The sequence below is a fragment of the Stenotrophomonas sp. genome (genome assembly GCF_035634915.1).
Taxonomy (GTDB): domain Bacteria; phylum Pseudomonadota; class Gammaproteobacteria; order Xanthomonadales; family Xanthomonadaceae; genus Stenotrophomonas.
Genome location: NZ_DASQCB010000012.1, coordinates 1 through 25,305, shown reverse-complemented (window position 1 = coordinate 25,305; position 25,305 = coordinate 1). Strand labels below are relative to the sequence as shown.

Annotated in this window: 23 protein-coding genes; 8 read left to right on the top strand and 15 right to left on the bottom strand. The window is 66.1% G+C overall.

The features are described 5' to 3' along the window. Positions 1-137: 137 nt before the first annotated feature. The 8 genes from VER16_RS09465 to VER16_RS09430 all read right to left on the bottom strand — a co-directional run bounded on the left by VER16_RS09465 (position 138) and on the right by VER16_RS09430 (position 8,083). Positions 138-1,541, bottom strand: a complete 1,404-nt coding sequence (locus VER16_RS09465) for a mannose-1-phosphate guanylyltransferase/mannose-6-phosphate isomerase (protein WP_324807504.1) — start codon at positions 1,539-1,541, stop codon at positions 138-140. Between the two features lie 15 nt (positions 1,542-1,556). Continuing rightward, positions 1,557-2,915, bottom strand: coding sequence for a phosphomannomutase (locus tag VER16_RS09460; protein ID WP_324807502.1), 1,359 nt, complete (start codon positions 2,913-2,915; stop codon positions 1,557-1,559). A 141-nt stretch (positions 2,916-3,056) separates the two neighbouring features. After that, on the bottom strand, positions 3,057-4,193 hold the full coding sequence (rffA, locus tag VER16_RS09455; protein ID WP_324807501.1) for a dTDP-4-amino-4,6-dideoxygalactose transaminase: 1,137 nt from the start codon (positions 4,191-4,193) through the stop codon (positions 3,057-3,059). 32 nt (positions 4,194-4,225) lie between these two features. Then, on the bottom strand, positions 4,226-4,591 hold the full coding sequence (locus tag VER16_RS09450) for an EamA family transporter (RefSeq protein ID WP_324807499.1): 366 nt from the start codon (positions 4,589-4,591) through the stop codon (positions 4,226-4,228). A 28-nt stretch (positions 4,592-4,619) separates the two neighbouring features. Next, positions 4,620-5,375, bottom strand: coding sequence for a GNAT family N-acetyltransferase (locus tag VER16_RS09445; protein ID WP_324807497.1), 756 nt, complete (start codon positions 5,373-5,375; stop codon positions 4,620-4,622). A 2-nt stretch (positions 5,376-5,377) separates the two neighbouring features. Beyond that, positions 5,378-6,331 carry a glycosyltransferase family 2 protein gene (locus VER16_RS09440; protein ID WP_324807496.1) on the bottom strand — a complete coding sequence of 318 codons (954 nt, stop codon included), beginning with the start codon at positions 6,329-6,331 and terminating at the stop codon, positions 5,378-5,380. Between the two features lie 67 nt (positions 6,332-6,398). Beyond that, positions 6,399-7,337 carry an electron transfer flavoprotein subunit alpha/FixB family protein gene (locus VER16_RS09435; RefSeq protein ID WP_324807495.1) on the bottom strand — a complete coding sequence of 313 codons (939 nt, stop codon included), beginning with the start codon at positions 7,335-7,337 and terminating at the stop codon, positions 6,399-6,401. Next, positions 7,337-8,083 (bottom strand): electron transfer flavoprotein subunit beta/FixA family protein, encoded by a 747-nt coding sequence (locus tag VER16_RS09430; RefSeq protein ID WP_032976362.1) that lies wholly within the window; start codon positions 8,081-8,083, stop codon positions 7,337-7,339. Before VER16_RS09430 ends, VER16_RS09435 begins: the two co-directional genes overlap by 1 nt. A gap of 288 nt (positions 8,084-8,371) precedes the next feature. On the opposite strand from VER16_RS09430, the gene rfbB reads away from it, so the two are divergent. From rfbB to rfbD, 4 genes are read left to right on the top strand one after another with little or no spacing between them, the layout of a single operon-like run. Beyond that, positions 8,372-9,427 (top strand): dTDP-glucose 4,6-dehydratase, encoded by a 1,056-nt coding sequence (gene rfbB, locus VER16_RS09425; RefSeq protein WP_324807492.1) that lies wholly within the window; start codon positions 8,372-8,374, stop codon positions 9,425-9,427. A gap of 14 nt (positions 9,428-9,441) precedes the next feature. After that, a complete protein-coding gene (gene rfbA, locus VER16_RS09420; RefSeq protein WP_324807490.1) occupies positions 9,442-10,329 on the top strand; it encodes a glucose-1-phosphate thymidylyltransferase RfbA in 888 nt (295 codons plus the stop codon). Next, the gene (gene rfbC, locus VER16_RS09415) at positions 10,326-10,883 is read left to right on the top strand and encodes a dTDP-4-dehydrorhamnose 3,5-epimerase (protein ID WP_324807488.1); all 558 of its coding nucleotides are present in this window, start codon (positions 10,326-10,328) and stop codon (positions 10,881-10,883) included. The genes rfbA and rfbC overlap by 4 nt, the downstream gene beginning before the upstream one ends. Beyond that, entirely contained in the window at positions 10,880-11,776 is an 897-nt protein-coding gene (rfbD, locus tag VER16_RS09410) for a dTDP-4-dehydrorhamnose reductase (RefSeq protein WP_324807486.1), read from the top strand. Before rfbC ends, rfbD begins: the two co-directional genes overlap by 4 nt. 219 nt (positions 11,777-11,995) lie before the next feature. Here rfbD and VER16_RS09405 read toward each other — a convergent pair whose 3' ends face one another. Then, complete coding sequence (locus VER16_RS09405) at positions 11,996-15,334, bottom strand: DEAD/DEAH box helicase (protein WP_324807484.1); 3,339 nt, start codon at positions 15,332-15,334, stop codon at positions 11,996-11,998. Between the two features lie 145 nt (positions 15,335-15,479). On the opposite strand from VER16_RS09405, the gene VER16_RS09400 reads away from it, so the two are divergent. The 3 genes from VER16_RS09400 to VER16_RS09390 are packed head-to-tail and all read left to right on the top strand — an operon-like array spanning position 15,480 to position 17,483. Continuing rightward, positions 15,480-16,211: a CoA transferase subunit A gene (locus VER16_RS09400; protein WP_324807483.1), complete on the top strand. Its 732-nt coding sequence runs from the start codon at positions 15,480-15,482 to the stop codon at positions 16,209-16,211. A 1-nt stretch (position 16,212) separates the two neighbouring features. After that, positions 16,213-16,845: a CoA transferase subunit B gene (locus VER16_RS09395; protein WP_324807481.1), complete on the top strand. Its 633-nt coding sequence runs from the start codon at positions 16,213-16,215 to the stop codon at positions 16,843-16,845. A gap of 50 nt (positions 16,846-16,895) precedes the next feature. Then, the gene (locus tag VER16_RS09390; RefSeq protein WP_324807479.1) at positions 16,896-17,483 is read left to right on the top strand and encodes an alpha-ketoglutarate-dependent dioxygenase AlkB; all 588 of its coding nucleotides are present in this window, start codon (positions 16,896-16,898) and stop codon (positions 17,481-17,483) included. Between the two features lie 44 nt (positions 17,484-17,527). On the opposite strand, the gene VER16_RS09385 is transcribed toward VER16_RS09390, so the two are convergent. Genes VER16_RS09385 through VER16_RS09370 form a run of 4 tightly spaced genes read right to left on the bottom strand, consistent with a single transcriptional unit; the run spans position 17,528 to position 21,046 of the window. Continuing rightward, positions 17,528-18,169, bottom strand: coding sequence for an ABC-type transport auxiliary lipoprotein family protein (locus tag VER16_RS09385; protein WP_324807477.1), 642 nt, complete (start codon positions 18,167-18,169; stop codon positions 17,528-17,530). Then, positions 18,166-19,092 (bottom strand): MlaD family protein, encoded by a 927-nt coding sequence (locus tag VER16_RS09380; RefSeq protein ID WP_079220561.1) that lies wholly within the window; start codon positions 19,090-19,092, stop codon positions 18,166-18,168. Before VER16_RS09380 ends, VER16_RS09385 begins: the two co-directional genes overlap by 4 nt. A 3-nt stretch (positions 19,093-19,095) precedes the next feature. Further along, positions 19,096-19,923, bottom strand: coding sequence for an ABC transporter ATP-binding protein (locus VER16_RS09375; RefSeq protein ID WP_324807474.1), 828 nt, complete (start codon positions 19,921-19,923; stop codon positions 19,096-19,098). 1 nt (position 19,924) lies between these two features. Further along, a complete protein-coding gene (locus VER16_RS09370) occupies positions 19,925-21,046 on the bottom strand; it encodes an ABC transporter permease (protein ID WP_324807472.1) in 1,122 nt (373 codons plus the stop codon). A 92-nt stretch (positions 21,047-21,138) separates the two neighbouring features. Between VER16_RS09370 and VER16_RS09365 the strand changes: the two genes are divergently transcribed. Next, positions 21,139-22,398 carry a threonine/serine ThrE exporter family protein gene (locus VER16_RS09365; RefSeq protein ID WP_324807470.1) on the top strand — a complete coding sequence of 420 codons (1,260 nt, stop codon included), beginning with the start codon at positions 21,139-21,141 and terminating at the stop codon, positions 22,396-22,398. Between the two features lie 92 nt (positions 22,399-22,490). On the opposite strand, the gene VER16_RS09360 is transcribed toward VER16_RS09365, so the two are convergent. Continuing rightward, positions 22,491-22,877 carry an H-NS histone family protein gene (locus tag VER16_RS09360; protein ID WP_324807468.1) on the bottom strand — a complete coding sequence of 129 codons (387 nt, stop codon included), beginning with the start codon at positions 22,875-22,877 and terminating at the stop codon, positions 22,491-22,493. 223 nt (positions 22,878-23,100) lie between these two features. Next, positions 23,101-24,792, bottom strand: a complete 1,692-nt coding sequence (locus VER16_RS09355; protein WP_324807466.1) for a proline--tRNA ligase — start codon at positions 24,790-24,792, stop codon at positions 23,101-23,103. Positions 24,793-25,305 lie beyond the last annotated feature (513 nt).

The window sequence follows — 25,305 nt, the reverse complement described above, 5'->3', positions numbered from 1 at the left end:
CTGAACGCCGATGATCCTGTAGATGCCTTCGCCGATGCAAGTGTGGCCGCAGCATGCGGGCATCGGCCGGGCTGCAGAGACGACAAACCCCGCCGAAGCGGGGTCTGTCAGGGACGGCAGCCGGCGTCGGGGAGCCGTCAGGCCCGGCCGTAGCTGTCCTCGAACCGCACGATATCGTCCTCGCCCAGGTAGCTGCCCGACTGCACTTCGATCAGTTCCAGCGGCAGCTTGCCCGGGTTCTTCAGGCGATGGGTCACGCCCAGCGGGATGTAGGTGCTCTGGTTTTCCGACAGCAGGATCACCTCGTCGCCGCGGGTCACTTCCGCCGTACCGCTCACCACGATCCAGTGCTCGGCGCGGTGGTGGTGCATCTGCAGGCTGAGGGTCGCGCCCGGCTTGACGGTGATGCGCTTGACCTGGAAACGGGCACCATTGTCGATGGAGTCATACGCGCCCCACGGGCGGTAGACCTTGCGATGGGCGGCGGCTTCGCTGCGGCCGTCACGCTTGATCTGGCCGACGATTTCCTTCACGTCCTGCACGCGGTCCTTGTGGCCCACGAACACCGCGTCATCGGTTTCCACGACCACCACGTCCTGCAGGCCGACCATCGCGATCAGGCGGTTGCCGTAGGCGTAGCTGTCCTTGCAGTCCAATGCGATCACGTCGCCGTGGCAGGCGTTGCCATCGGCATCCTTGTCGGACACTTCCCACAGCGCGGACCAGGAACCCACATCGTTCCATTCCGCATCGAGCGGCACGACGGCGGCGTCTGCGGTCTTTTCCATCACCGCATAGTCGATCGAATCGTTCGGGCTGGCGGCGAACGCCTCGGCATCCAGACGGATGAAGTCGTTGTCGCGCGCTGCCTTGTCCAGGGCCTGGCGGCATGCGGCGAGGATCGCCGGCTGCAGCGTCTCCAGTTCCTTCAGGTAACGCGAGGCCTTGAACAGGAACATGCCGCTGTTCCAGAAGTATTCGCCCGACGCCACGTACTGCTCGGCGGTGGCCAGGTCGGGCTTCTCGACGAAGCGATCGACGGCGCGCACGCCTTCGCCGGCAGCGGCCTTGATGTAGCCGTAGCCGGTTTCCGGTGCGGTGGGCACGATGCCGAAGGTGACCAGCTTGCCGCCCTCGGCGGCGATGGCCGCCTGCTTGACCGCTGCATGGAAGGCCGCTTCATTGCGCACCACATGGTCGGAAGGCAGCACCAGCAGCAGGGCATCATCGCCGCTGGCCAGGGCCTGCAGTGCGGCGATGGCGATGGCCGGGGCGGTGTTGCGGCCCACCGGCTCGAGGATCAGCGCCTGCGGCAGCACCTTGCACTCGCGCAGCTGCTCGGCGGCCATGAAGCGATGCTCCTGGTTGGCGACCACGATGGGCGCGGCGCCGGCAATGGAGGCGACGCGCTTCCAGGTCGCCTGCAGCATCGTGTCATCGCCGACCAGCGGCAGGAACTGCTTCGGGTAGGCCTCACGCGACAGCGGCCACAACCGGGTGCCCGAGCCGCCGGACAGAATGACGGGAACGATGGGGGTCATACGAAAGGGTCCTTGTCAGTGATTGGCTGGCGTGCCGCCAATCAGGGCGGTCAGCTCGCGGATGCGGTCCTGCAGCAGTGCTTCATTGCCGCGGGTTTCGATGTTGAGCCGCAGCAGCGGTTCGGTATTGGAGCTGCGCAGGTTGAAGCGCCAGTCGGCAAAGTCGGCACTGACGCCATCGGTGTGGTCCAGGGTCGGCTGCTGCGCATCGAAGTGCGCCAGCACCCGCGCGACGGTGGCCTTGGCGTCATCCACGCGGAAGTTGATTTCACCGCTGCACGGGAAAGCCTTCATGCGGTCGGCCACCAGGTCACCCAGGGACTTGCCGGTGCTGGACACCAGCTGCGCGATCAGCAGCCACGGAATCATGCCGGAATCGCAGTAGGCGAATTCGCGGAAGTAGTGATGCGCGCTCATCTCACCGCCGTAGATCGCGTCTTCGGCGCGCATACGTTCCTTGATGAAGGCATGGCCGGTCTTGCTCATGATCGGCACGCCGCCGGCCTGTTCGACCATTTCCACGGTGTTCCAGGTCAGGCGCGGGTCGTGGATGATCTTGCCGCCCGGCTGGCGGGCCAGCAGTGCCGTGGCCAGCAGGCCGACCAGGTAATAGCCTTCGATGAAATTGCCTTCGGCATCGAAGAAGAAGCAGCGGTCGAAGTCACCGTCCCAGGCGATGCCGAAATCGGCGCCATGGGTGCGCACGGCATCACGCGTTGCCGCACGGTTTTCCGGCAGCAGCGGGTTGGGAATGCCGTTGGGGAAACTGCCGTCCGGTTCATGCTGGATGCGGATGAATTCAAACGGCAGATGCGGGGCCAGTGCGTCGATGACCAGGCCTGCGCCGCCGTTGCCCGGGTTGGTGACGATCTTCACCGGCTTCAGGTTGGCCACGTCCACATAGCCCAGCAGGTGCTGGATGTAGGCCGACTTGTCGGCATCCTGGCTGACCGTGCCCTGGCCGTCGCCCAGGGGCGCATCGGAGGCGGCGAAATCGCGGATGTCGAACAGGCCGGTATCACCGCTGATCGGCTTGGATTCCTCGCGCACCAGCTTCATCCCGTTGTAGTCCATCGGGTTGTGGCTGGCGGTGACCATGATGCCGCCGGCCGCCTTGCGGTGGAACGTCTGGAAATACACTTCTTCGGTGCCGCACATGCCGATGTCGATCACATCGCGGCCACTCGCGGTCAGGCCCTCGATGGCCGCCTGCAGCAGGGCGGGGCTGCTCAGGCGGATGTCGTGTCCCACCACCACCGGTCCCGGACCCAGCAGCGACGCAGTGCCAGCGCCGATGCGGCGGGCAAGGCGTTCATCCAGTTCATCCGGAACGCGGCCGCGGATGTCATAGGCCTTGAAACACGGAAGCGTCATCAATGCAGTCCTTACACGGGTTGACTTCCGATTATAGCGATACGCCCCGCAAGGCCACGTCAGCACGCCAATCCCGGGGTACCTGGGCCATTCAGCTATGGGGCGTCCCGGCCCGCCGCTGCTGCCGCGGCAGGCCTCGGTTCAGGCCAGGGCTGCGTCCAGCGCGGCGTCCGCATGCGACAGCAGCGCGTCCATCTGTTCTTCCACGCCCACCCACAGGGGCAGGCGGACCAGGCGGGCACTGATATCGTCGGTGACCGTCATGTCCGAGCCGGTGCGTCCATGTTCCAGGCCCGCCGGCGAGGAGTGCAGGGGGATGTAATGGAACACGGTCTGGACACCGCGCTGCTTCATCTCCGCAATGAAGCGGGTACGGACATCCAGCGACGGGAGCAGCAGGTAGTACATGTGCGCGTTGTGGGTGCAGTGCGCCGGGATGGTCGGCCGCTGCACCTTGCCAGCACGCTCGTGTGCCTCGGCCCAGGCGTGGTAACGATCCCAGATGGCAAGACGGCGTGCAGTGATGGCTTCGGCAGCGTCCATCTGTGCCGAAAGGAACGCCGCGGTGATCTCACCCGGGAGGAATGAAGAGCCCACATCCACCCAGGTGTACTTGTCGACCTGGCCGCGGAAGAAGCGGCTGCGGTTGGTGCCCTTCTCGCGGATGATCTCGGCGCGTTCGGCATGCTCCCTGTCGCGGCAGAGCAGCGCTCCGCCCTCTCCAGAAATGATGTTCTTGGTTTCGTGGAAGCTCAGCGCGCCGAGGTCACCGATGGTACCGAGCGGACGGCCCTTGTAGGTCGACATGATCCCCTGCGCCGCGTCTTCGACAACGGCCAGGCCATGGCGATTGGCGATGGCCAGTATCTCGTCCATTTCGCAGGAGACCCCCGCGTAATGCACGACGCAGATGGCCTTGGTGCGAGGCGTGATGGCGGCCTCGAGCAGGCGTTCGTCGATGTTGAGGGTATCGGCACGAACATCGACAAAAACCGGAACCGCGCCGCGCAGCACGAAGGCATTTGCGGTGGATACGAAGGTGTACGAAGGCATGATCACTTCGTCGCCCTGTTCCAGGTCCAGCAGCAGCGCTGCCATTTCCAGGGCAGACGTGCACGAATGCGTCAGGAGCGACGCACTGGCGCCGGTACGCTGATTGAGCCACGCATGGCACTGCTTGGTGAACGGACCATCGCCGCTGAGATGACCATTGGCGTGTGCACGCGCGATGTACTCAAGCTCGCTGCCCGTCATGAAGGGTTTGTTGAATGGGATCATGGGTGGGCTCGCAGGCAGTCGTTAGGTAGGGATCAGGCAACCGAGCGCGATAGTACAACCACGCCAGCCATGATGATGAGCGTGCCGGCAATCTTGTACGCGTCCAGCTGCTCGCGGAACAGTACAGTCGCAAACAGCGCGACGATGAAGAAATTGATGGCCATGAAGGGATAGGCACGGCTCAGCGGCAGGCGGCTGAGTGCGGCCATCCAGCAGAGCGATGCGCCGAACGCGGCGACGAACGCGGAGATCACCCACGGCTTGAGCAGCAGGTGTATGAGATTGATGGGCTGGATCGGGCTCGCCAGCAGGTGGCTGTGCAGCCCGACCTGCCACTTGAGGACCAGCTGACCATAGGCAGTCAGAAGGATGGTGAATGCGATGAAGACGTAGGCCATTGCAATGGTTCGAAGATGTCGTGTGGGGTCAGCTTGCGGCGGGGCCGGCCTGGCGCTTCAGCCTGCGGTCCAGGTGGTAGGTGTCCATCGCAGCATGGAGTCGCAATCCCGCTTTGGCCCACTGCCGTTGAACGCCATAGTTCCAGATCTGGGTGGACACGATCAGCCGGTCAAACGAGCGGGCGGAATAATGGTGGATCAGATGATTCAGCAGGCGGCCGTAATGGCCGCGGCGCTCGAAGGTGGGATCAACAGCGTTGAGCACGATATCGACGGTGCTTCCCAACTGGTCGCACGTCGCGAAGCCTGCCACTCTCTCACCGTCGCATACGACCCAGGTGGACGAGAGATCATTCGATTCATCCAGCCTGCTTTGAGACCATTCTATGTAGCCCTTGTGCACCAGATCCTGTGACAGCAGGGGATTTGCGGAGTAGTGCGACCGATAGCCCTGGAAACTCGCAGCGGCGATGGCTGCAATGACGGCGCTGTCGGTTGCCGTGGCACAGCGGACATCGGGTGATGCACACCCGGCTCCCTCATGCAGCGACATGCCATGATAGACAAGCGTGTCGGCATGGATCACGAACTCGCCCTGTTGCTGCAGGGCGGTCACCAGCCGCGAGTCGCCTGCATCGGTACGCAGGATGATGAGATCGGCCGAAGATTGGCGGATCTGCTGGATCAGGGCATCTGCGTCGCCGTCCGCCGCATGGCGTGCCCGTGCGACCTGGATGCCGAATCGAGCAGAGTCCAGTGGCGCCGGTTGAAGGAGCGGTTCCATGCTCAAGGTGCGTCCTTCCAGGTGTCCTGCCAGACGATGTAGGCCGGTCGCTGCTTGGTTTCGTAATGAATGCGGCCCAGATAGAGACCGACTACGCCAAGGCTGGCCATGATGAAGCTTCCGACCAGCCATACGGATGCAAGGATGCTGGTGAATCCAGCAACCTGGATGTCGCCGGCCACATAACGGAGGATGGCGTACAGCGCCACGCCGAGGCCGACAGCCGCAAGCGCCAGGGCGGTGGACATGACCAGCCGCAGCGGCTTGTCCGAGAATGAAAGAACGATCCGGGTGGCCATCTGGATCAGCTTTCGAAGGCTGTAGCCGCTGCGTCCTTCGGTTCGTCGCCCGTGCGATACGGGTATGGCGATGGTGCGGAATCCGGTCCAGCGTGCCATCAGTGGCAGGAATCTATCCATTTCCGGCATTGCGTTCATCGCATCGACCACTTTCCGGCTGTAGGCACCGAAGTTGGCGGTAGAAGCGTCATACCGTGTCTCGGTCAGCCAGCCCAACGTCCGGTAGAACAGCAAAGAGCCAGTACGCTTGAGCCAGCTGTCCTGGCGCTCCACGCGTTGTCCCAGGACGATTTCGCAATCACCCTTGAGGCCGTCCAGCAGCGCGGGAATCTCCTCGGGGACGTCCTGCAGATCACAGTCCATCACCACGATCCGGGCACCCCGTGCGCGGGACAGCCCCGCGCTGATCGCTGCATGCTGGCCAAAATTGCGGGAAAGGCGTAGTCCGCGAATGAACGGTGAGACCGCACTCAATTCGCGGATACGCGCCCAGGCATTGTCCGGGCTGTTGTCGTCAACCAGGATCAACTCGTAGCTGAGCCCCTGACCGGCCAGGCTTGCGCCTACCCGGTCAGAGAGGTCCTCCAGACAGCCCGCGCAACCGTAGACGGGAACGACCACGGACACTTCGGGTCCTGCTGTGTTCGTCTCGTTCATGCTCGTCTCATCGCGGATGATCACGGCGTCAGCCTGCAGGGAGGAATGGGGCGGCAGAAGGCAGGAATCAAAGCGCCTGTTCCAGCTCCGGCAGGATCGTGAACAGATCCCCGACCAGGCCGATGTCGGCGATCTCGAAGATCGGCGCATCGCCATCCTTGTTGATCGCGACAATCGTGCCGGCATCCTTGATACCGGTCAGGTGCTGGATGGCACCGCTGATGCCGACGGCCACGTACAGTTCCGGCGCGATGATCTTGCCGGTCTGGCCGACCTGCAGGTCGCTGGGCACATAGCCGGCGTCGACCGCGGCACGCGAGGCACCGACGGCGGCACCGAGCTTGTCGGCCAGCTGGAAGATGACCTTGAAGTTCTCTTCCGAGCCGACGCCACGGCCACCGGAGACCACGCGCTTGGCGCTCTGCAGGTCCGGGCGGTCGCTGGCACCGGCGGCCAGGCCGACGAAGCGGGTGTGCGCAGGCAGGGCGGCATCGACGCTGGCCGCTTCAACGGTGGCGCTGCCACCCTGGGCGGCTTCCGGCCACGATGCGGCACGCACGGTGGCGACCACGACCTGGTCGGCCGGTGCTTCCACGGTGATGATCGCGTTGCCCGCGTAGATCGGGCGCTTGAAGGTATGGCTGCCTTCCACGGCCATCAGGTCGGACACCTGGTTGACGCCCAGCAGGGCGGCCACGCAGGGCATGAGGTCCTTGCCGAACGTGGTGGACGGGCCGAAGACGTGGCTGTAGCCCTTGGCCAACTGCGCGATCTGCGGGGCCAGCACCTGGGCGATGGCCTGCGCGTTGGCCGCGTTGGCCACGGTCAGGACCTTGGCGACGCCGGCGATCTTCGCGGCTTCAGCCGCGACGGCGGCCGGGTCGGCGGCCAGCACCAGCACGTCGATGCTGGCACCGCTGATGGCGGCGGCGGCGCTGACGGTCTTGGCGGTGGCGGCATTGAGCTTGCCGTCGTGGTGCTCGGCGATGACGAGAATCTTGCTCATTACAGCAGCCCCTTCTGCTTGAGTGCGGCAACCAGTTCGGCCGCGTCCTTGACCATCACACCCTTGCTGCGCTTGGACGGCGCGGCGTACTGGGTGGTCTTGAAGGTATCGGCGGCTTCAACGCCGAGGTCGGCCAGCTGCAGGGTTTCCAGCGGCTTGGCCTTGGCCTTCATGATGTCCGGCAGCTTGATGAAGCGCGGTTCGTTCAGGCGCAGGTCGGTGGTGACCACGGCCGGCAGGTCCACTTCCAGCGTTTCCAGGCCGGCGTCGACTTCGCGGGTGACCGTGGCCTTGCCGTCGGCAATGTCCAGCTTGCTGGCGAAGGTCGCCTGCGGGCGGCCCCACAGCGTGGCCAGCATCTGGCCGGTCTGGTTGGCGTCATCGTCGATGGCCTGCTTGCCGAGGATCACCAGGTCCGGCTGTTCCTTCTCGACCAGCTTGAGCAGGGTGCGGGCAGCGGTCAGCGGCTGGATGGCCTGGTCGGTGACGACATGAATGGCACGGTTTGCACCCATGGCCAGGCCATTGCGCAGGTGCGCCTGGGCGTCGGCCGGGGCAATGGTGGCGACCACGACTTCGGTGGCGATGCCCTTGTCGCGCAGGCGCAGGGCTTCTTCCAGGGCGATTTCATCGAAGGGATTGGGCGACAGCTTGACGCCGTCGGTGACCACGCCGGAACCGTCCGGCTTGACCTGAATGCGGACGTTGTAGTCCACCACGCGCTTGTACGCGACGAGGATTTTCATCTGGTACTCGATCCTTGTAGTGCCGGCCGCCGGCCGGCTCACATTGGCTGGAGATCATCCGGTCCTGGCACAGCAACCGGTTCGGGGGTGGGACCCTGATTCTAGCTGGCTTGGGGTGACCATGCGAATGCGTATGGTTATGCTGCGTTGCCGCAGAAAAACCCTGCCGGGGTGTGCTCGTTCACCCTGCGCAGGCAGTGGTGAAGGCAGCGGGGTTGTATGCTGTCGCGCTGTGTCGAGACCCGGCAGGGGCGTGGCACGCATGATCTGACAACAGGAGAACAGGTAGTGGCCACATGGCTTGTCACCGGCGGCGCCGGATTCATTGGCGGTAACTTCGTTCTCGAAGCGGTCGCCCGCGGCATCAAGGTCGTCAATCTCGACGCGCTGACCTACGCCGGCAACCAGAAGACCCTGTCCAGCCTGGAAGGCAACCCGGACCATGTGTTCGTCCAGGGCGACATCGGCGATCGCGCCCTGGTGGCACGCCTGCTGGCCGAACACCAGCCCGATGCGGTGCTCAACTTCGCCGCCGAAAGCCATGTGGACCGTTCCATCGATGGCCCCGGCGCTTTCATCCAGACCAACGTGGTCGGCACCCTGGGCCTTCTGGAAGCGGTACGTGATTACTGGAAGGCGCTGCCGGCCGAACAGGGCGCGGCGTTCCGCTTCCTGCACGTGTCCACCGATGAGGTATACGGCACCCTGGGCGAGACCGGCAAGTTCAGCGAAACCACCCCGTATGCGCCCAATTCGCCGTACTCGGCGTCCAAAGCCGCGTCGGACCATCTGGTGCGTGCGTTCCACCACACCTACGGGCTGCCGGTGCTGACCACCAACTGCTCCAACAACTACGGCCCTTACCACTTCCCCGAGAAGCTCATTCCGCTGGTGATCGCCAAGGCCCTGGCCGGTGAGCCGCTGCCGGTGTACGGCGATGGCAGGCAGGTGCGCGACTGGCTGTTCGTGGCCGACCACTGCGAAGCGATCCGCACCGTGCTGGCCAAGGGCCAGGTCGGCGAGACCTACAACGTCGGCGGCAATTCGGAAAAGCAGAACATTGAAGTCGTGCACGCGATCTGCGCGCTGCTCGACGCACGCCGCCCGCGCGACGATGGCCAGCCTCGCAGCAGCCAGATCACCCATGTCACCGACCGCCCCGGCCATGACCGCCGCTATGCGATCGATGCGTCCAAGCTGAAGAATGACCTCGGCTGGGAACCGGCCTACACCTTCGAACAGGGCATCGCCTTGACCGTCGACTGGTACCTGGACAACCAGGCATGGGTCAACGGCGTGCTTGACGGCAGCTACCGCCTGCAGCGCATCGGCACCGCCGCCTGAACCCCGGAGAGAACATGACGCAACGCAAAGGCATCATCCTGGCTGGCGGCTCCGGCACGCGCCTGTACCCGATCACCAAGGGCGTCAGCAAGCAGCTGCTGCCGGTGTACGACAAGCCGATGATCTATTACCCGCTGAGCGTGCTGATGCTGGCGGGCATCCGTGAAGTGCTGATCATCAACACCCCGCATGAGCAGACACTGTTCCAGCAGCTGCTGGGCGATGGCTCGCAGTGGGGCATGGACATCCAGTATGCCGTGCAGCCCAGCCCGGACGGGCTGGCGCAGGCCTATCTCATCGGCCGCGACTTCGTGGCCGGCAAGCCCAGTTGCCTGGTGCTGGGTGACAACATCTTCCACGGCCACGGCCTGACCGACGTGCTCAAGCGTGCCGACAGCCGCGTGGAGGGTTCCACCGTGTTCGGCTACTGGGTGAACGACCCCGAGCGCTACGGCGTCGCCGAATTCGACAAGAGCGGCAAGGTGATCGACCTGGTGGAAAAGCCGGAGAAGCCGCGCTCGAACTATGCGGTCACCGGCCTGTACTTCTACGACGGCAACGCCAGCGATTACGCCGCCGAACTGAAGCCGTCGCCGCGTGGCGAGCTGGAGATCACCGATCTCAACAAGCGCTATCTGGCCGAGGGCAACCTGCATCTGGAAGCGCTGGGCCGTGGCTACGCCTGGCTCGATACGGGTACTCACCAGTCGCTGCTGGAAGCGTCGAACTTCATCGAGACCATCCAGACCCGTCAGGGCCTGCAGGTGTGCTGCCCGGAAGAAATCGCGTTTGGCCAGGGCTGGATCGATGCCGCGCAGCTGCAGGCACTGGCCGCACCGCTCATCAAGAACGCCTACGGCCAGTATCTGCAGAAGCTCTCGCTGAGGGGCGTTGTTCCGTGAAAGTGATCCAGACGCGTCTTCCCGGCTGTGCGGTCATTGAACCTCGTGTGTTCGGTGATGATCGTGGCTTCTTCTTCGAGACGTGGAATGCCGGACGCTTTGCAGAGCAGGGATTACCCGGCCAGTTCGTACAGAGCAACGTGTCCTCCTCCTCGCGGGGCGTGCTGCGGGGGCTGCATTACCAGTGGCCTCGCCCGCAGGGCAAACTGGTGAGCGTGCTGGAAGGGGAGGTGTATGACGTGGCGGTGGATATCCGCCGTGGCTCGCCGACGTTCGGGCAGTGGGAAGCGGTGATACTGAGCGCGGAAAACAGGAAGCAGTTCTGGATCCCCGAAGGCTTCGCCCACGGGTTTGCCGTGCTTTCTGAAACGGCGCTGTTCCACTATCTGTGCACCGACGTGTACGTGGCGGAGGCGGATGCGGGTATCCGCTGGAATGATGCCGACATTGCGGTGGACTGGCCGGTGAGCGCGCCGGTCCTGTCGGCCAAGGATGAGAAGGCACCTTTCCTGAAGGACGTTGCCGACGACCGCCTGCCGGTCTACGTGCCGTGACCGTGCTGGTGTTCGGCGGCAATGGCCAGGTCGGCCAGGAGCTGCGGCGCGCACTGGCCCCGCTGGGGCCGGTGGTGGCGACCACGCGCAGTGGCCAGCTGCCCGACGGCAGCGCCTGCGAGGTTGCCGATTTCAACCAGCCCGACAGCCTGCCGGCGCTGCTGGACCGCGTGCAGCCGTCGGTGGTGGTCAATGCGGCCGCCTACACCGCTGTCGACCGTGCCGAGCAGGACGTGGAGGCCGCTTTCGCTGCCAATGCGCAGGCGCCGGGGGTGATCGCGCGCTGGTGCGCGGCCCATGGCGTGCCGTTCGTGCATTACTCCACCGATTACGTGTTCGATGGCCGGGGCAGCACGCCCTACCGCGAAGACGAAGCGACCGCGCCGCTGGGCGTATACGGCACCAGCAAGCGCGATGGCGAAGAGGCCGTGCGCGCTGCCGGTGGCCGCCACCTGATCTTCCGCACGGCGTGGGTGTATGCCTCGCATGGCGCCAACTTCCTGCGCACGATGCTGCGGGTCGGGGCCGAGCGCGAGCAGCTGCGGGTGGTGGCCGACCAGATCGGCACGCCGACTCCGGCCGCACTGATCGCCGATGTCACCGCGCAGGCGCTGCAGCACCCGGGGCAGCTGTCGGGCACCTGGCATCTGACCGCCAGGGGCCAGACCAGCTGGCATGGGTTTGCCGAGGCTGTTTTCGCCGAGGCGCTGGCGATGGGCGTCCTGGCCAAGGTGCCGGTGGTGGACGCCATTGCCAGTTCCGACTATCCCACTCCGGCCAGACGCCCGGCGTGGTCGGTGCTGGACAACCACAAGCTGCAGCAGGATTTCGGCATTGCGCTGCCCGCGTGGCAGGACGGCCTGAAACGGGTGATGGCCGAGCTGGCCAGGTGACCGTGGATCCACGTCATGCGTGGATGAACCATTGCCGGAATTGAACCGCATCCACGCACCGCATGGATCTACCTGGGGCATGGCGCACCCACGCCACGCGTGGATGAATCCTCTCCGGAACGGAAACGCGTCCACGCACGGCGTGGAATGACAGTAGATCCACGCCATGCGTGGATGAATCTTCGCCGGAGCGGAACCGCATCTACGCACCGCATGGATCTACCTGGCTGGTCGCCCGCGCCTGGCTTTCGGTGCCACCCCGGGCAGCGGCGCCAGCAGTGCTTCCAGGTCCTCGTCATTGAAGCGCGGGCCGCTCGCACCCGTCCCTTCCAGAATGGTTTCGGCCAGCGCCGCCTTGCGCTGCTGCAGCTCGCTGATGCGCTCTTCGATGCTGCCGGCGGCGATCAGCCGGTACACGAACACCGGCTGCTGCTGGCCGATGCGGTGCGCGCGGTCGGTCGCCTGCCGTTCCGCCGCCGGGTTCCACCACGGATCGAAATGGATGACCGTGTCGGCCGCAGTCAGGTTCAGGCCGACGCCGCCGGCCTTCAGGCTGATCAGGAAGATCGGCACTTCGCCCTGCATGAAGCGCTGCACCGGCGAGGCCCGGTCCTGGGTGTCGCCGCTCAGCTGCACATAGGCCAGGCCCAGCTCGTCCAGCGCCTGCGCGATCAGCGCCAGCATGCTGGTGAACTGCGAGAACAGCAGGATGCGCCGGCCTTCTTCCACCATGTCCGGCAGCATGTCGCGCAGCAGGTCCAGCTTGGCCGAAGAGGCGCCACGTTTCGCGGTTTCGCCGGGCAGCAGGCGCGGGTCGCAGCAGACCTGGCGCAGCTTCAGCAGGGCATCGAGCACGACGATGTGGCTGCGCCCCAGCCCCTGGCTGGCGACCGCCTCGCGCACCTTTGCTTCCATCGATGCGCGCACGGTTTCGTACAGGTCGCGCTGGGCACCTTCCAGGACCACGGTACGGGTGATCTCGGTCTTGGGCGGCAGCTCAGCGGCCACCTGGTCCTTGCGCCGGCGCAGCATGAAGGGGCGCAGGCGCTGGGCGAGAAGGTGCGCGCGCTGTGGGTCGCTGCCGCGTTCGATCGGCTGGCGCCAATGCTGGTTGAACTGTTTTTCGCTGCCCAGCAGACCCGGCAGCAGGAAGTCGAACTGGGTCCACAGTTCACCCAGGTGGTTTTCCAAGGGCGTACCGGTCAGGCACAGGCGATGCCGTGCGCGCAGCGTGCGCAGGGTGATGGCGGCCTTGGACTTCGCATTTTTCACCTGCTGCGCTTCATCAAGGATCAGCAGGTGGTAGCCGTGGGCCTGCAGCGCTTCCTCGTCGCGCCACACCAGCGGGTAGGTGGTCAGCACCAGATCGTGTTCACCGATCCGCGCGAAGTCGGTTGCACGCTGGTTGCCATGCAGCACCAGCACGCGCAGGCCCGGAGTGAAGCGGGCGGCTTCGCTCTGCCAGTTGTGCAGCAGCGAGGTAGGCACCACCACCAGTGCCGGCTGCTGCAGCCGACCGGATTCCTTTTCCAGCAGGATGTGCGCCAGGGTCTGCAGGGTCTTGCCCAGGCCCATGTCGTCGGCCAGCACGCCGCCCAGATCCTGCTGCCGCAGATACTGCAGCCACGCCAGGCCTTCGCGCTGGTACGGGCGCAGGGTCGCATCCAGGCCTGCAGGCGGGGCCACCTCGGCCAGTGCCGGGGTCTGGATCAGCCGCTGCACCAGCGCGCGGGTGTCCTGCCTGCCCTTGAACTGCAGGCGCGCATCGTCCTGCAGTGCGCGCAGGCGGCCGCGGTCACGCGCTGACACCCGCAGCGATGCATCGCGCTCGCTGAACAGATCGGCCAGCAGCGTGATGACCGGCTTCAGGCGCGCAGCCCTGATGGCCAGATGGGTACTGTTGCTGGCCGACAGCATGACGTTCTCATCGTCACCGATGGCATCGATCTGCCCGCGCAGCCAGCGCGGATCGGTCTGCAGCACCTTGTGCAGCAGCGGGGCCAGCGGCACGGTGCGGCCATCGACCTGGATGTCCAGGGCCAGATCGAACCAGCCTTCTTCCGACGTGCTGGGCTGGATGTCCAGGTCGATGTCCTCGACCACGGTGATGCGGTGGCGGAAATCGTCATCGACCTCCACCTTCCAGCCGAGCGCCTGCAGCTGCGGCACATCCTGCAGCAGCAGGCGGGTCCAGTCGCGGCTGCGCAGAATGAACTGTGGCCCCGCGTCGAGCAGCGCGGCCTGCGGCGTCGTGTCGCGATGAAGATGGAAAGCGTGCAGCTCGCGTTCGCGCCGCGCTTCCTCGGCCGGGTCGCGCGGGAGCAGGGCCAGCTCGCCGTTGCTGTCATGGACGAACACGCTGGGATTGTCCAGGAAGCGCACGTATTCGTCGTACTCGAAGGCGACGGTGGCGACATCGGCCCATTGCGAGGGCGCGCGGCGATTGAGCCAGGCCGGACGTACTTCGAAGCTGTGCAGGCGCAGCACCGGGGTCATGGCGCTGATCTGCAGCGTGGCCAGCCCATCGGGCGTGTCCGGTCGCGGCAGCGCAGGGTCCATCTGCTGCAGCATCTGCGCCACCACCGGGGCCTCGCTGGGGCGCAGGTGGGGCAGGGTCAGGAAGACATCGGCATCGGCCGTACTGACATCCAGCAGCAGCGGGCCGACCTCGCCGGTGATGGGATCCAGGTAACCGGCGGCGCTGCCCATGACCAGGCCTTCGGCATCGCCTTCCACCTGCAGCGACGGGAACGACAACGGCGTACCGTCCACTTCGCGGGTGCGCCAGGACAGCGTGCCGCGACGTGCCGCGCCGGTACGGGCGGGCACGCGTTCATGACCCTGGCCCGAGACCCAGCCGTGACCGCTTTCAACGATGAGCTGCAGGGTGGCGTTGATGTCGATGCGCGACCCTTGGGTCGTCGCGTGGCGTTCTGCCCACAGCTGGGCGATCACCGAAATATCGGACGGGGTGAGGTAGCCGGGAGGATTGAGCAGCATATCGGCGGTGATCTCCATCCACTTGCCGACGCTGACGCTGCCATCGGGACGGTACTCGACCTTGTGCATGATCACGTACGGCCGGTGGGTGGCGGTGGAGAGATCGAAGATGACTCCATTCCTGCGTGACCTGGCCGGCTGGCTGCGCTTGTTCTGCCACCGCGACAGTTCGGCGAGCAGCTCCGGGCGCGGCGGGCCGGCCAGCTCGGGTGCGATGCCGTGCCCGTCCTCGAGCCCGTCCTCGTTCTGCGGGATCCCCGTGCCACGTTGGTCAGCGCCATCGAGCAGGTAGGTCACCAGCGCGGCCGCGGCATGCTTGCACTGCTGGCCTACCGGACAGGAGCATCGGCCCTGCAACCGGCTGTGCGGCGTACGGGTGCTGGCCGCCAGATCGATTTCCACGCTGTAGGGGTGACGGGCCGTACCCTGCACGTCGGCAACGAGCAGGTCACCCTGGCGCTGCAGATTGCGCACACCGCCAAGGCATCGCTCGCTGCGGGCCAGCGTGCCCTCATCGAACCAGCGGGCCAGGTGTTCGTCATCGTAGGGCAGGGACATCACTACCAGAACCAGCGCCATGCAGGAGGCAATCCTCCATTCTAGCCAGAACACCCGCAAGGGCCGGTCAATGCTGCGGCGCATCCAGGCCCTTGCCGCCCCTCCGGCTAGAATGCGCTGATTCTTCCCCTGTAGGGCTGTAGAGATGGAACACGCAACTTCCAGCGGCAAGCGCAGCAAGCGCTTCGCTTCGGCGGCGGAGGCCCTGCAGGGCGTCGTTGCCGATGGCCAGACCCTGGCCGTGGGTGGCTTCGGGCTGTGCGGCATTCCCGAGGCGCTGATCGCCGCGCTGCGCGACAGCGGCGCCAAGGGCCTGACCGTGATCTCCAACAATGCCGGCGTCGATGGCTTCGGCCTGGGCCAGCTGCTGGAAACGCGGCAGATCAAGAAGATGATTTCGTCCTACGTGGGCGAGAACAAGGAATTCGAACGGCAGTTCCTGGCCGGTGAGCTGGAACTGGAGTTCAACCCGCAGGGCACCCTGGCCGAGCGCCTGCGTGCTGGTGGTGCGGGCATCCCGGCGTTCTTCACCGCCACCGGCTACGGCACGGTGGTGGCCGAGGGCAAGGAAACCCGGGAGTTCGATGGCAAGCACTACGTGATGGAAACGGCGCTGCGCGCCGACGTCGCCCTGGTCAAGGCCTGGAAGGCCGACGAAGCCGGCAACCTGGTGTTCCGCAAGACCGCGCGCAATTTCAACCCGGCCTGCGCGATGGCCGGCAAGGTCTGCATCGTGGAAGTGGAAGAGGTGGTGCCGGTGGGCGCCATCGACCCGGACCAGGTGCACCTGCCGGGCATCTACGTGCACCGCATCGTGCACAACGCGCACCCCGAAAAACGCATCGAACAGCGCACCATCCGCGCGGAGGGCAACTGACATGGCGTGGACCCGTGACGAGATGGCGGCACGTGCCGCCCGCGAACTGACCGATGGCGCCTACGTGAACCTCGGCATCGGCCTGCCGACCCTGGTGGCCAACCACATTCCCGAAGGCGTGGATGTGTGGCTGCAGTCCGAGAACGGCCTGCTCGGCATCGGCCCGTTCCCGACCGACGCCGAAGTGGACGCCGACCTGATCAACGCCGGCAAGCAGACCGTCACCGCGCGTGCCGGTGCCAGCTATTTCGGCAGCCATGACAGCTTCGCGATGATCCGCGGCGGCCACGTCAACCTGGCCATCCTCGGCGCGATGCAGGTGACCGACAAGGGCGATCTGGCCAACTGGATGGTGCCCGGCAAGATGGTCAAGGGCATGGGCGGGGCGATGGACCTGGTGGCCGGCGTGCAGCGCGTGGTGGTGCTGATGGAGCACACCGCAAAGAACGGTGAACACAAGATCCTGGGCGAATGCTCGCTGCCGCTGACCGGCGTGGGTGTGGTCGACCGCATCATCACCGACCTGGCCGTATTCGATGTCAGCGACGACGGCCTGGTGCTGGTGGAAGCGGCGCCCGGCGTGGGCGATGACGAGCTGAAGGAAAAGACCGGCGTACCGTTCCGGCGTGCCTGAGTGACCGTGCGCGGGGCGCCTGTGCCGCCCCGCGCATGAGGACGACCACGATGCTGTTCCCCCACGATCTGCCTGATGCCGATGTCCAGCACCTGCCGGGCTGGTTGCCTGCGGATACTGCCGATGCGCTGCTGCGCGCGCTGCAGGCGGAATTGCCGTGGGAGGTGCACCGCATCCGCATGTTCGGCCGCTGGGTGGATTCGCCGCGGTTGAGCTGCTGGATCGGCGACCCGCAGGCACGCTACCGCTATTCCGGTGCGGAGTTCGTGCCGCAGTCGTGGCCGCCGCAACTGCAGGCGCTGCGCGAGCGCCTGCAGGCGCAGGGCATCGGCGCGTTCAACAGCGTGCTGGTCAACCGCTACCGCAACGGCGGCGATTACATGGGCTGGCACAGCGATGACGAACCGGAGCTGGGGCCGTCACCACTCATCGCCTCGCTCAGTCTGGGTACGGCGCGCCGGTTCCTGCTGCGGCGCCGTGATGATCACGCGCGCAAGGCCGAATTCCTGCTCGGCCATGGTGATCTGCTGCTGATGGGCGGCAGCACCCAGCACTTCTACCAGCACGCCCTGCCGAAGATGGCGGCGGTGCAGGGCGAGCGCATCAACCTGACGTTCCGCTGGATTCAATCCCGCTGACGGTGTTTCGCCGGGCCATGCCCGGCGAGTGCAGCGACTGCAATTCAACGCTTCGGCGTCGCCGCGTCGTTCTGCCCGTTCACCAGCGTCCAGCCCACCACGTCCTGCGCCAGCTGCTGCAGGCCGCGTTCGAAGGCGGCGGCCACGGCGGGCACGTCGGTGCTGCCCACCGGCTGCGCCTGGCGGAAGGTGCGGTCGGCCACCACGCGCTGGTCGGTGGTGTGGATCAGCTTGGCATTCACTTCAATCACCACGGTCGGCGTGGCCTGGCCCTGGTAGTCGGACTCGAAGCGGCGCACATCGGTGGCCAGCTTGTAATCGGCACGGATGCCGGCGGCGGTGCGGGCCACGCCACGCAGGCGGCCGGAATCCTCGAAGCCGCGCAGCAGGGTGTCCTCGATGATGTCGGTGGCCGGCTGCGCCCAGCTGGCGCCCTTGTAGATCTCCAGCTCCGAAGGCGTCGGCCGCACGTTGATGCGCGGGCTGTCGACCATGCGCGCGGCGCTGGGCTTGGAGACGACCAGCTGCCAGTCGGCCTGCGGCCAGGCCGGGTCGACCTTCACCTGCACGGCGGGCGAATACAGGGTGACCGGGCTCTTGTCGCCGCTGCCAAGGATCGAGCAGCCACCCAGGAGGGCGACGGCCGAGGCGGCCAGCAGCAGGCGCGGAAGGGTCATCGGGCTCATTTGGGTTCGAACTCCTTCGGTGCGTCGCGGCCCAGCAGGTAGCGCGCGGGGTTGTTCTCGAGGCGGTCGCTGACCCGGCGCAGGTCGCGGATCAGGCCGCGCAGTTCGTTCAGCGTCGGGCCCAGCTGGCCCAGGCCATCGTTGGCGAAGCTGTTGATGGCCGCGCGGTTCTCGCCGAGGATCGAATCGGCATTGCCGGCGGCCGAATCCAGCTTGCCCAGGGTGGCGTCGAGCTTGTCGATGATGCCGGGCAGCTGCTGCACCAGGTTCTTGTCCAGGCGCTCGATGGTGCCGTTGGTGGTCTTCAGCGTGGTGTCCAGGCTGCGCGCGGCATCGCGCGCGCTCAGCAGCAGCGCCTGGGTGCCCTGGTCACGGTCGGCCAGGCCGCCGCTGATGGTTTCCAGGTTGGCCAGGGTGGCGTTGATCGAGGCCACGTTGCGGTCGCTGAGGATCTGGTCCATGCGCTCGACGATGCGGTTGGCCACGTCGGTGATGTTCTGCAGCGCCGACGGCGTGGTCGGGATGATCGGCGCCGGATCCTTGTTGACCGTGGTCAGCGTCGGCGCCTGCGGCGTACCGCCGCTGAGCTGGATGATCGACGGGCCGGTCAGGCTGGTGATGGCCAGCTTGGCGCGGGTATCGGTCTTGACCGGCGTGTTGGAGTTCAGGCGGATGCGTGCCACCACCTGGCGCGGGTCATCGGGCACCAGGTTCAGTTCGGTGATCGAGCCCACCGCGATGCCGTTGTACTGCACCGGGCTGCCCACCGACAGGCCGGTGACCGCCTCGCGGAACACCACGCGGTATTCCTGCCAGGTGCGGTCGGAGGAGTACTTGGCCGCCCACAGGCCGAAGGCCAGCAGGGCCAGGCCGGTGATCAGGGTGAACGCGCCGATCAGCACGTAGTTGGCTTTGGTTTCCATGGCTCAGGCACTCTTGATCTGTTCGCCACGTGCGGCACGCGCACGGGGTCCGTGGAAATACTCCTGGATCCACGGATGGTCCAGTTGCTCAAGTTCGGGCAGTGGCGCGTTGGCAACGATCCTGCGGTCGGCGATCACCGCCACCCGGTCGCAGATCGCGTACAGCGTGTCCAGGTCATGGGTGATCAGGAACACGGTCAGCCCCAGCGCTTCCTGCAGGGTCTTGATGAGGCGGTCGAAGGCGGCCGCGCCGATCGGGTCCAGGCCGGCGGTGGGTTCGTCCAGGAACAGCAGCGGCGGGTCCAGCGCCAGCGCGCGGGCCAGGCCGGCGCGCTTGCGCATGCCGCCGGACAGCTGCGAGGGCAGCTTGTTGATCGCATCGGCGGGCAGGCCGGCCAGCTTCACCTTCAGCAGGGCCAGTTCGTAGTGCCAACGCTCGGGCAGCTCGCGGTGGTGTTCCTTCAGCGGCACCTGCACGTTCTCGCCCACGCTCAGCGAGGAGAACAGCGCGCCATCCTGGAACAGCACGCCGGTATTGCGCTCGATGTGCAGGCGGCTTTCGGCATCGTCGGCGCGTGCATCGCGGCCGAGTACCTCGATCTGCCCTTCGTCGGGCACGCGCAGGCCGAGGATCGAGCGCATCAGCACCGATTTGCCGGTGCCCGAACCGCCGACCACGCCGAGGATCTCGCCGCGGCGCACGTCCAGGTCCAGGCCTTCGTGCACGGTCTGGCTGCCGAAGCGGTTGACCAGCCCGCGTACGCGGATGGCCAGGTCGTGGCCCTGGTCGTCCTGCATGGTGGTGTCGGTGGGGGTGTCGTGTGCGTTCATGTCACCAGTCCATGTGCATGAACCACAACGCCGCGAAGGCGTCGATGATGATGACCAGCGAGATGGTCTGCACCACGCTGGAGGTCGTGCGCTCACCCACCGACTGCGCCGTGCCTTCCACCTTCAGGCCCTCCAGGCAGCCGATCAGGCCGATCACCAGCGCGAACACCGGCGCCTTGGACAGGCCCACCAGCATGTGCCGCACTTCCATGGTTTCGTGCATGCGTGCGATGTACATCTGCGGCGGGATGTCCAGGTCGAACGCGCCCACGGTGATGCCGCCGGCCAGGCCAGCGATCATCGCGATGAAGGTCAGCAGCGGCAGGGTCACCAGCAGGGCCAGCAGGCGCGGCAGCACCAGCAGGTCGACCGGGTCCAGGCCGAGCGTGCGCATCGCATCGATTTCCTCGCGCGCCTTCATCGCGCCAATCTGCGCGGTGAACGCACTGGCGGTGCGGCCGGCCAGCACGATGGCGGTGAGCAGCACGGCGAACTCGCGCAGGAAGGCGATGTTGACCAGTTCGACCACATAGATCTCCGCGCCGAAGTCGCGCAGGATGGTCGAGCCGAGGAAGGCGATCACCGCGCCGACCAGGTAGGACAGCAGCGCCACCAGCGGCACCGCGTCCAGCCCCACCTGTTCCATCTGGTGCACGGTGGCGGTCAGGCGGAAGCGCCGCGGCTCCTTCACCAGTCGCGCGGCCTTGACCAGGTTTTCGCCGAGGAAGCTGCACAGCGCCTTGATGTTGTGGCCGGTGGCATGGACGCTGACGCCGAGGCGCTCCAGCGCGGCCAGTACGCCGAAATCGCGCTTGGGCTTGGGGCGGTCGTCGGCCACTTCCTCAATCGTGCACACCAGCGCCTGGTGGTCCGGGCGGAACTGCAGTGCCTGTTCGCCGAGGTCGGCGCGATGGGCCACGCGCAGCACCTGCAGCACGCCGGCCGAGTCGAGCTGCTCGATGCCGGTGGCATCGATGCCGGTCAACGTGTCGGGAACGGCACGCAGGACGTCGGCCGCGTCCAGCGCGGTCTTCAAGGTCCAGTGTCCGGACAGGTGGATCAGCCCGGGATCGTGGGCGTCCTGTTCAAGCCGGGGGGCATGGTTCGGGGTCATCGGGGCCATTCGGGTCGCAGCATAACCGTTTCGCCCCGCGCACCGCGTCGAACCGGGATGAATTTCTCCTGCCGGGGCCCGCGTAGGTAATACTACGGCGCATGTCTGCAGACGCTCACACGATCCCCACGCCCCAGGCCACCTACGCACAGCGCGTGGCCTTCGTTTCCGAGATCGCCGGGCGCCTGCACAGCTACGGCACCACCGCCCAGCGCCTGGAAACGGCCGTCGTGGCACTGGCGCGCCAGCTCGACCTCGATTGTGAACCGTGGTCGAACCCCACCGGCATCATTCTCAGCTTCAGCGATCCGGCGCAGGCCATCGGTTCCAGCGACATCACCCGGGTGATCCGGCTGGCGCCGGGTGAGAACGACCTGCACAAGCTGAGCGTGGCCGACCGCATCGCCGAGGAAGTGTCCAACGGCCGCATGAGCATCGCCCAGGGGCATACGGCGCTGCGCCAGCTGGACAAGGATCCCGGCCGGCGCGGCAAGCTGCGCACCATCCTGTCCTTCAGCCTGGGCGCGGCCGGCGTGGCTGGCATGTGGAAGCTGCCGTGGCTGGACATCGCCACCGCAGGCGTCATCGGTCTGATGATCGGCCTGCTCGGCATGGTCACCGACCGCCGCCCGGCGACCCGCGAGGCCGCCGAGGCACTGGCCGCGCTGCTGGCCGGCCTGGTCGCCACCCTGGTGGCCGCCTTCGTCGGTGCGCTCAACCTCAACACCGTCATCATTGCCTCGCTGGTGGTGCTGCTGCCCGGCATGTCACTCACCAATGCGGTCAATGAACTGGCCAGCCAGCACTGGGTATCGGGCACCGCGCGCTTCGCTGGTGCACTGACCACCATCATGAAACTCAGCGTCGGCGCGATGATCGCGGTGACCCTGGCCGACGTGCTGGGCTTGGAGCCGGTGATCCGCGCTGCGCGGCCGCAGGGTCCATGGGTGGAATGGGGTTCGCTGCTGACCGCGGCATTCGCCTTCGCCATGCTGTTCAAGGCCAACCGCCGTGATTATCCATGGGTGATGGCGGCGTCGGTGGCCGGGTATGCGATCTCCAAATTCGGTGGCCATGCGTGGGGCGCACCGGCGGGTATTTTCCTGTCCGCGATGCTGCTGACAGCTGCTGGCAACCTGTTTGGTCGCCTGGTCGGGCGCCCAGGTGCGATCATCCGCCTGCCCGGCATCATCATGATGGTGCCCGGCAGCACCAGCCTGCGCGGGGTGCTGACCCTGGTGCAGCAGCAGGACGTGGGCGCGGGGCAGAGCGTATTCCTCACCGTGCTCAATGTGGTGATGGCGCTGGTGGCCGGCCTGCTGTTCGGCAACCTGCTGATGCCGGCGCGAAAAACCCTGTGATGCCATCGGCAGGTGTGGACCGTTGGTCGACACGCCAGACAAAAAAACGCCGGCTTGCGCCGGCGTTCTTCATTCCACCCTGATTTTCGGCCTCACGCCTTCTTGATCAGGAAATCTTCCGGCTTCTTGCCGCCCTTGGCGGTCAGTTCGGCCATCCAGCGCGGCTGCTTGCCACGGCCGGTCCAGGTTTCCTTCGGGTTGGCCGGATTACGGTACTTCGGGGCAACCTTGCCGAGCTTGCGGCCGGCGGTCTTGGCCGGTGCCTTGGTGGCCTTGGCCGCCTTGCGCGCGCGCGGGGCGGCCGGGGCATCACCGAACAGCTCTTCGATGGTGTAACCCTCGGCCTTGGCCAGCTTGCTCAGCTGCGCACGTACCTTGGTGATCGGGCGGCGCTTGGCGACGATGGTCTGCTGCTTCTTGGCGGTGCGGATCAGGGCGCCCAGCTCACGTGCCGACAGGCCGGTCAGGTCGATGCTCATCTACGATTACTCCGGAAACTAATTAAGGGACAGGGACGAGCCGGTCCGTGGCGTCGCGGGACAGAATAATGACGAATTAATCCCAGCACAAACATCGGCAGTCGCGACATGGCGGCCGGGCGGCGCCACGGCGCCCATTTTGACCGGATTATGTCTGCCGGCATTTTGCTGGCGCGCACAAAACAGACAAAAAAAAGACCGGGGAGGACCCCGGTCTTTTCGATCAGCCCTGCAGGCGCTGCAGCAGGGTGGTCCTGTCCAGGCTCTCGGCCTCGCTGGCACGGCGAGAACGGTATTCGAACGTGCCAGCGGCCAGGCCGCGTTCGCTGACCACCACGCGGTGCGGGACGCCGATCAGTTCCATGTCGGCAAACATCGCACCCGGGCGCAGGCCGCGGTCGTCCAGCGCCGCATCCAGGCCGGCATCGCGCAGTTCCTGCAGCAGGCCGGCCGCAGCATCGGCCACGCCGGCGTCACCCTTCGGGTTGATCACGCACACCACCACCTGCCACGGCGCCATCGCGTCGGGCCAGATGATGCCGGCGTCATCGTGGTTCTGTTCGATCGCGGCAGCGACCACACGGGAAATACCGATGCCGTAGCAGCCCATCGCCATCACCGCCGCCTTGCCGTTCTCATCCAGCACGGTCGCGTCCAGGGCTTCAGCGTATTTGCGGCCGAGCTGGAACACATGGCCGACTTCGATGCCGCGGGCGATCTTCAGCTCACCGCCATCCACCGCCCGGTCACCGGCCTGCACGTTGCGCAGGTCGGCCACTTCCGGCTCGGCCAGGTCGCGGCCCCAGTTGACGCCGGCCAGGTGGAAACCGGCTTCGTTGGCGCCGACGACGAAGTCGGCCATGGCGGCCACTTCGCGGTCCGCCACCACGCGGATGCCCTTGGCCGGAGCGACCGGGCCGAGGAAGCCCGGCACGCTGCCCAGGTACTCGGCAATCTCCGCCTCGCTGGCGAAGCGCTGGTCTTCCAGGCCGGTGACCTTGCCCAGCTTGATTTCATTGACGTCGTGGTCGCCGCGCACCAGGGCCAGCACGAAGCCGCCTTCGGTCATCAGCGCCACCGACTTCACGGTGCGGGTCAGGTCGATGCCGAGCAGGGCAGCGACGTCCTCGCAGGTCTTCTGCGTGGGCGTTTCCACCTTGCGCATGGCTTCGGCTGCGGCTGCGCGCGGTGCCGGTTCAGCGGCCACGGCCGCTTCCATGTTGGCCGCATAATCCGAACCGGTGGAGAACACCAGCGCGTCTTCGCCCGAATCGGCGATGACGTGGAATTCCTGCGAGGCATCGCCACCGATGGCGCCCGAATCGGCCTGCACCATGCGGAAATCCAGGCCCAGGCGGGTGAAGATGCGGCTGTAGGCGGCCTTCATGTTCTCGTATTCGCGCACCAGGCAGTCATCGTGCAGGTGGAACGAATAGGCGTCCTTCATCAGGAACTCGCGTGCGCGCATCACGCCGAAACGCGGACGGATCTCGTCGCGGAACTTGGTCTGGATCTGGTAGAAGTTGACCGGCAGCTGCTTGTAGCTGGACAGCTCGCTGCGGGCGAAATCGCAGGCGGCTTCTTCGGCGGTGGGGCTGTAGCAGAAGGTCTGTTCCTTGCGGTCCTTGATCTTCAGCAGCTGCGGGCCGAATTTTTCCCAGCGGCCGGTCTGCTCCCACAGTTCCTTCGGCTGGATGGTGGGAATCTGGAATTCCACGGCACCGGCGCGGTCCATTTCCTCACGCACGATGCGTTCGACCTTGCGCAGCACGCGCAGGCCCAGCGGCGACCAGGTGTACAGGCCCGATGCCAGCTTGCGGATCATGCCTGCCCGCAGCATCAGCCGGTGGCTGGTCAGCTCGGCGTCGCTGGGGGTTTCCTTGGTGGTGTGCAGGTGGAACTGGGAGAGGCGCATCGGCGGCTTCGGATAACGGCAGAGACGCCTATTCTGCCAGCCCGGCCGGGTGTGGGGGTACTGGCAGGGCTTGCAGCCCTGCACCCGCTGACGTCAACGTCAACGTCAAAAGCGGGCATTCCGTGGGTTGGCGGGGTGGGTCCGGTTGAGGGGGACGGCGTGAATACGTCCCTGTAGCCTCGGTCGCGCCATCCATGGCGCTCACGCCCCCTCAACCGGACCCACCCCGCCTTCGACAGTTACCTGCGATCTGTCGGAAGGACATTCTGCTCTGGTGGGTGCCGACCTTGGTCGACACGGACGAATTCGTTCGATATCTGACAGGTGTGTCGACCAAGGTCGACACCTACCAAAAGCCGCGCGTTCCAGCAGTCGCCGTTGCCAACAGCCGCGTGAACCTGTCGAAGGCGGGGCACTGTGGGTTTGCGGGGTGTGAGCCGCATGGATGCGGCGACCAAGCCCCCATGGACGGGTTTACGGCGTCCCCGCAAACCCACAGTGCCCCGCCATCCC

Coding starts and splice junctions, on each gene's coding strand:
- VER16_RS09465 (WP_324807504.1), bottom strand. CDS start 1,541: ATGACCCCCATCGTTCCCGTCATTCTGTCCGGCGGCTCGGGCACCCGG.
- VER16_RS09460 (WP_324807502.1), bottom strand. CDS start 2,915: ATGACGCTTCCGTGTTTCAAGGCCTATGACATCCGCGGCCGCGTTCCG.
- rffA (WP_324807501.1), bottom strand. CDS start 4,193: ATGATCCCATTCAACAAACCCTTCATGACGGGCAGCGAGCTTGAGTAC.
- VER16_RS09450 (WP_324807499.1), bottom strand. CDS start 4,591: ATGGCCTACGTCTTCATCGCATTCACCATCCTTCTGACTGCCTATGGT.
- VER16_RS09445 (WP_324807497.1), bottom strand. CDS start 5,375: ATGGAACCGCTCCTTCAACCGGCGCCACTGGACTCTGCTCGATTCGGC.
- VER16_RS09440 (WP_324807496.1), bottom strand. CDS start 6,331: ATGAACGAGACGAACACAGCAGGACCCGAAGTGTCCGTGGTCGTTCCC.
- VER16_RS09435 (WP_324807495.1), bottom strand. CDS start 7,337: ATGAGCAAGATTCTCGTCATCGCCGAGCACCACGACGGCAAGCTCAAT.
- VER16_RS09430 (WP_032976362.1), bottom strand. CDS start 8,083: ATGAAAATCCTCGTCGCGTACAAGCGCGTGGTGGACTACAACGTCCGC.
- rfbA (WP_324807490.1), top strand. CDS start 9,442: ATGACGCAACGCAAAGGCATCATCCTGGCTGGCGGCTCCGGCACGCGC.
- VER16_RS09405 (WP_324807484.1), bottom strand. CDS start 15,334: ATGTCCCTGCCCTACGATGACGAACACCTGGCCCGCTGGTTCGATGAG.
- VER16_RS09400 (WP_324807483.1), top strand. CDS start 15,480: ATGGAACACGCAACTTCCAGCGGCAAGCGCAGCAAGCGCTTCGCTTCG.
- VER16_RS09395 (WP_324807481.1), top strand. CDS start 16,213: ATGGCGTGGACCCGTGACGAGATGGCGGCACGTGCCGCCCGCGAACTG.
- VER16_RS09390 (WP_324807479.1), top strand. CDS start 16,896: ATGCTGTTCCCCCACGATCTGCCTGATGCCGATGTCCAGCACCTGCCG.
- VER16_RS09385 (WP_324807477.1), bottom strand. CDS start 18,169: ATGAGCCCGATGACCCTTCCGCGCCTGCTGCTGGCCGCCTCGGCCGTC.
- VER16_RS09380 (WP_079220561.1), bottom strand. CDS start 19,092: ATGGAAACCAAAGCCAACTACGTGCTGATCGGCGCGTTCACCCTGATC.
- VER16_RS09375 (WP_324807474.1), bottom strand. CDS start 19,923: ATGAACGCACACGACACCCCCACCGACACCACCATGCAGGACGACCAG.
- VER16_RS09370 (WP_324807472.1), bottom strand. CDS start 21,046: ATGGCCCCGATGACCCCGAACCATGCCCCCCGGCTTGAACAGGACGCC.
- VER16_RS09365 (WP_324807470.1), top strand. CDS start 21,139: ATGTCTGCAGACGCTCACACGATCCCCACGCCCCAGGCCACCTACGCA.
- VER16_RS09360 (WP_324807468.1), bottom strand. CDS start 22,877: ATGAGCATCGACCTGACCGGCCTGTCGGCACGTGAGCTGGGCGCCCTG.
- VER16_RS09355 (WP_324807466.1), bottom strand. CDS start 24,792: ATGCGCCTCTCCCAGTTCCACCTGCACACCACCAAGGAAACCCCCAGC.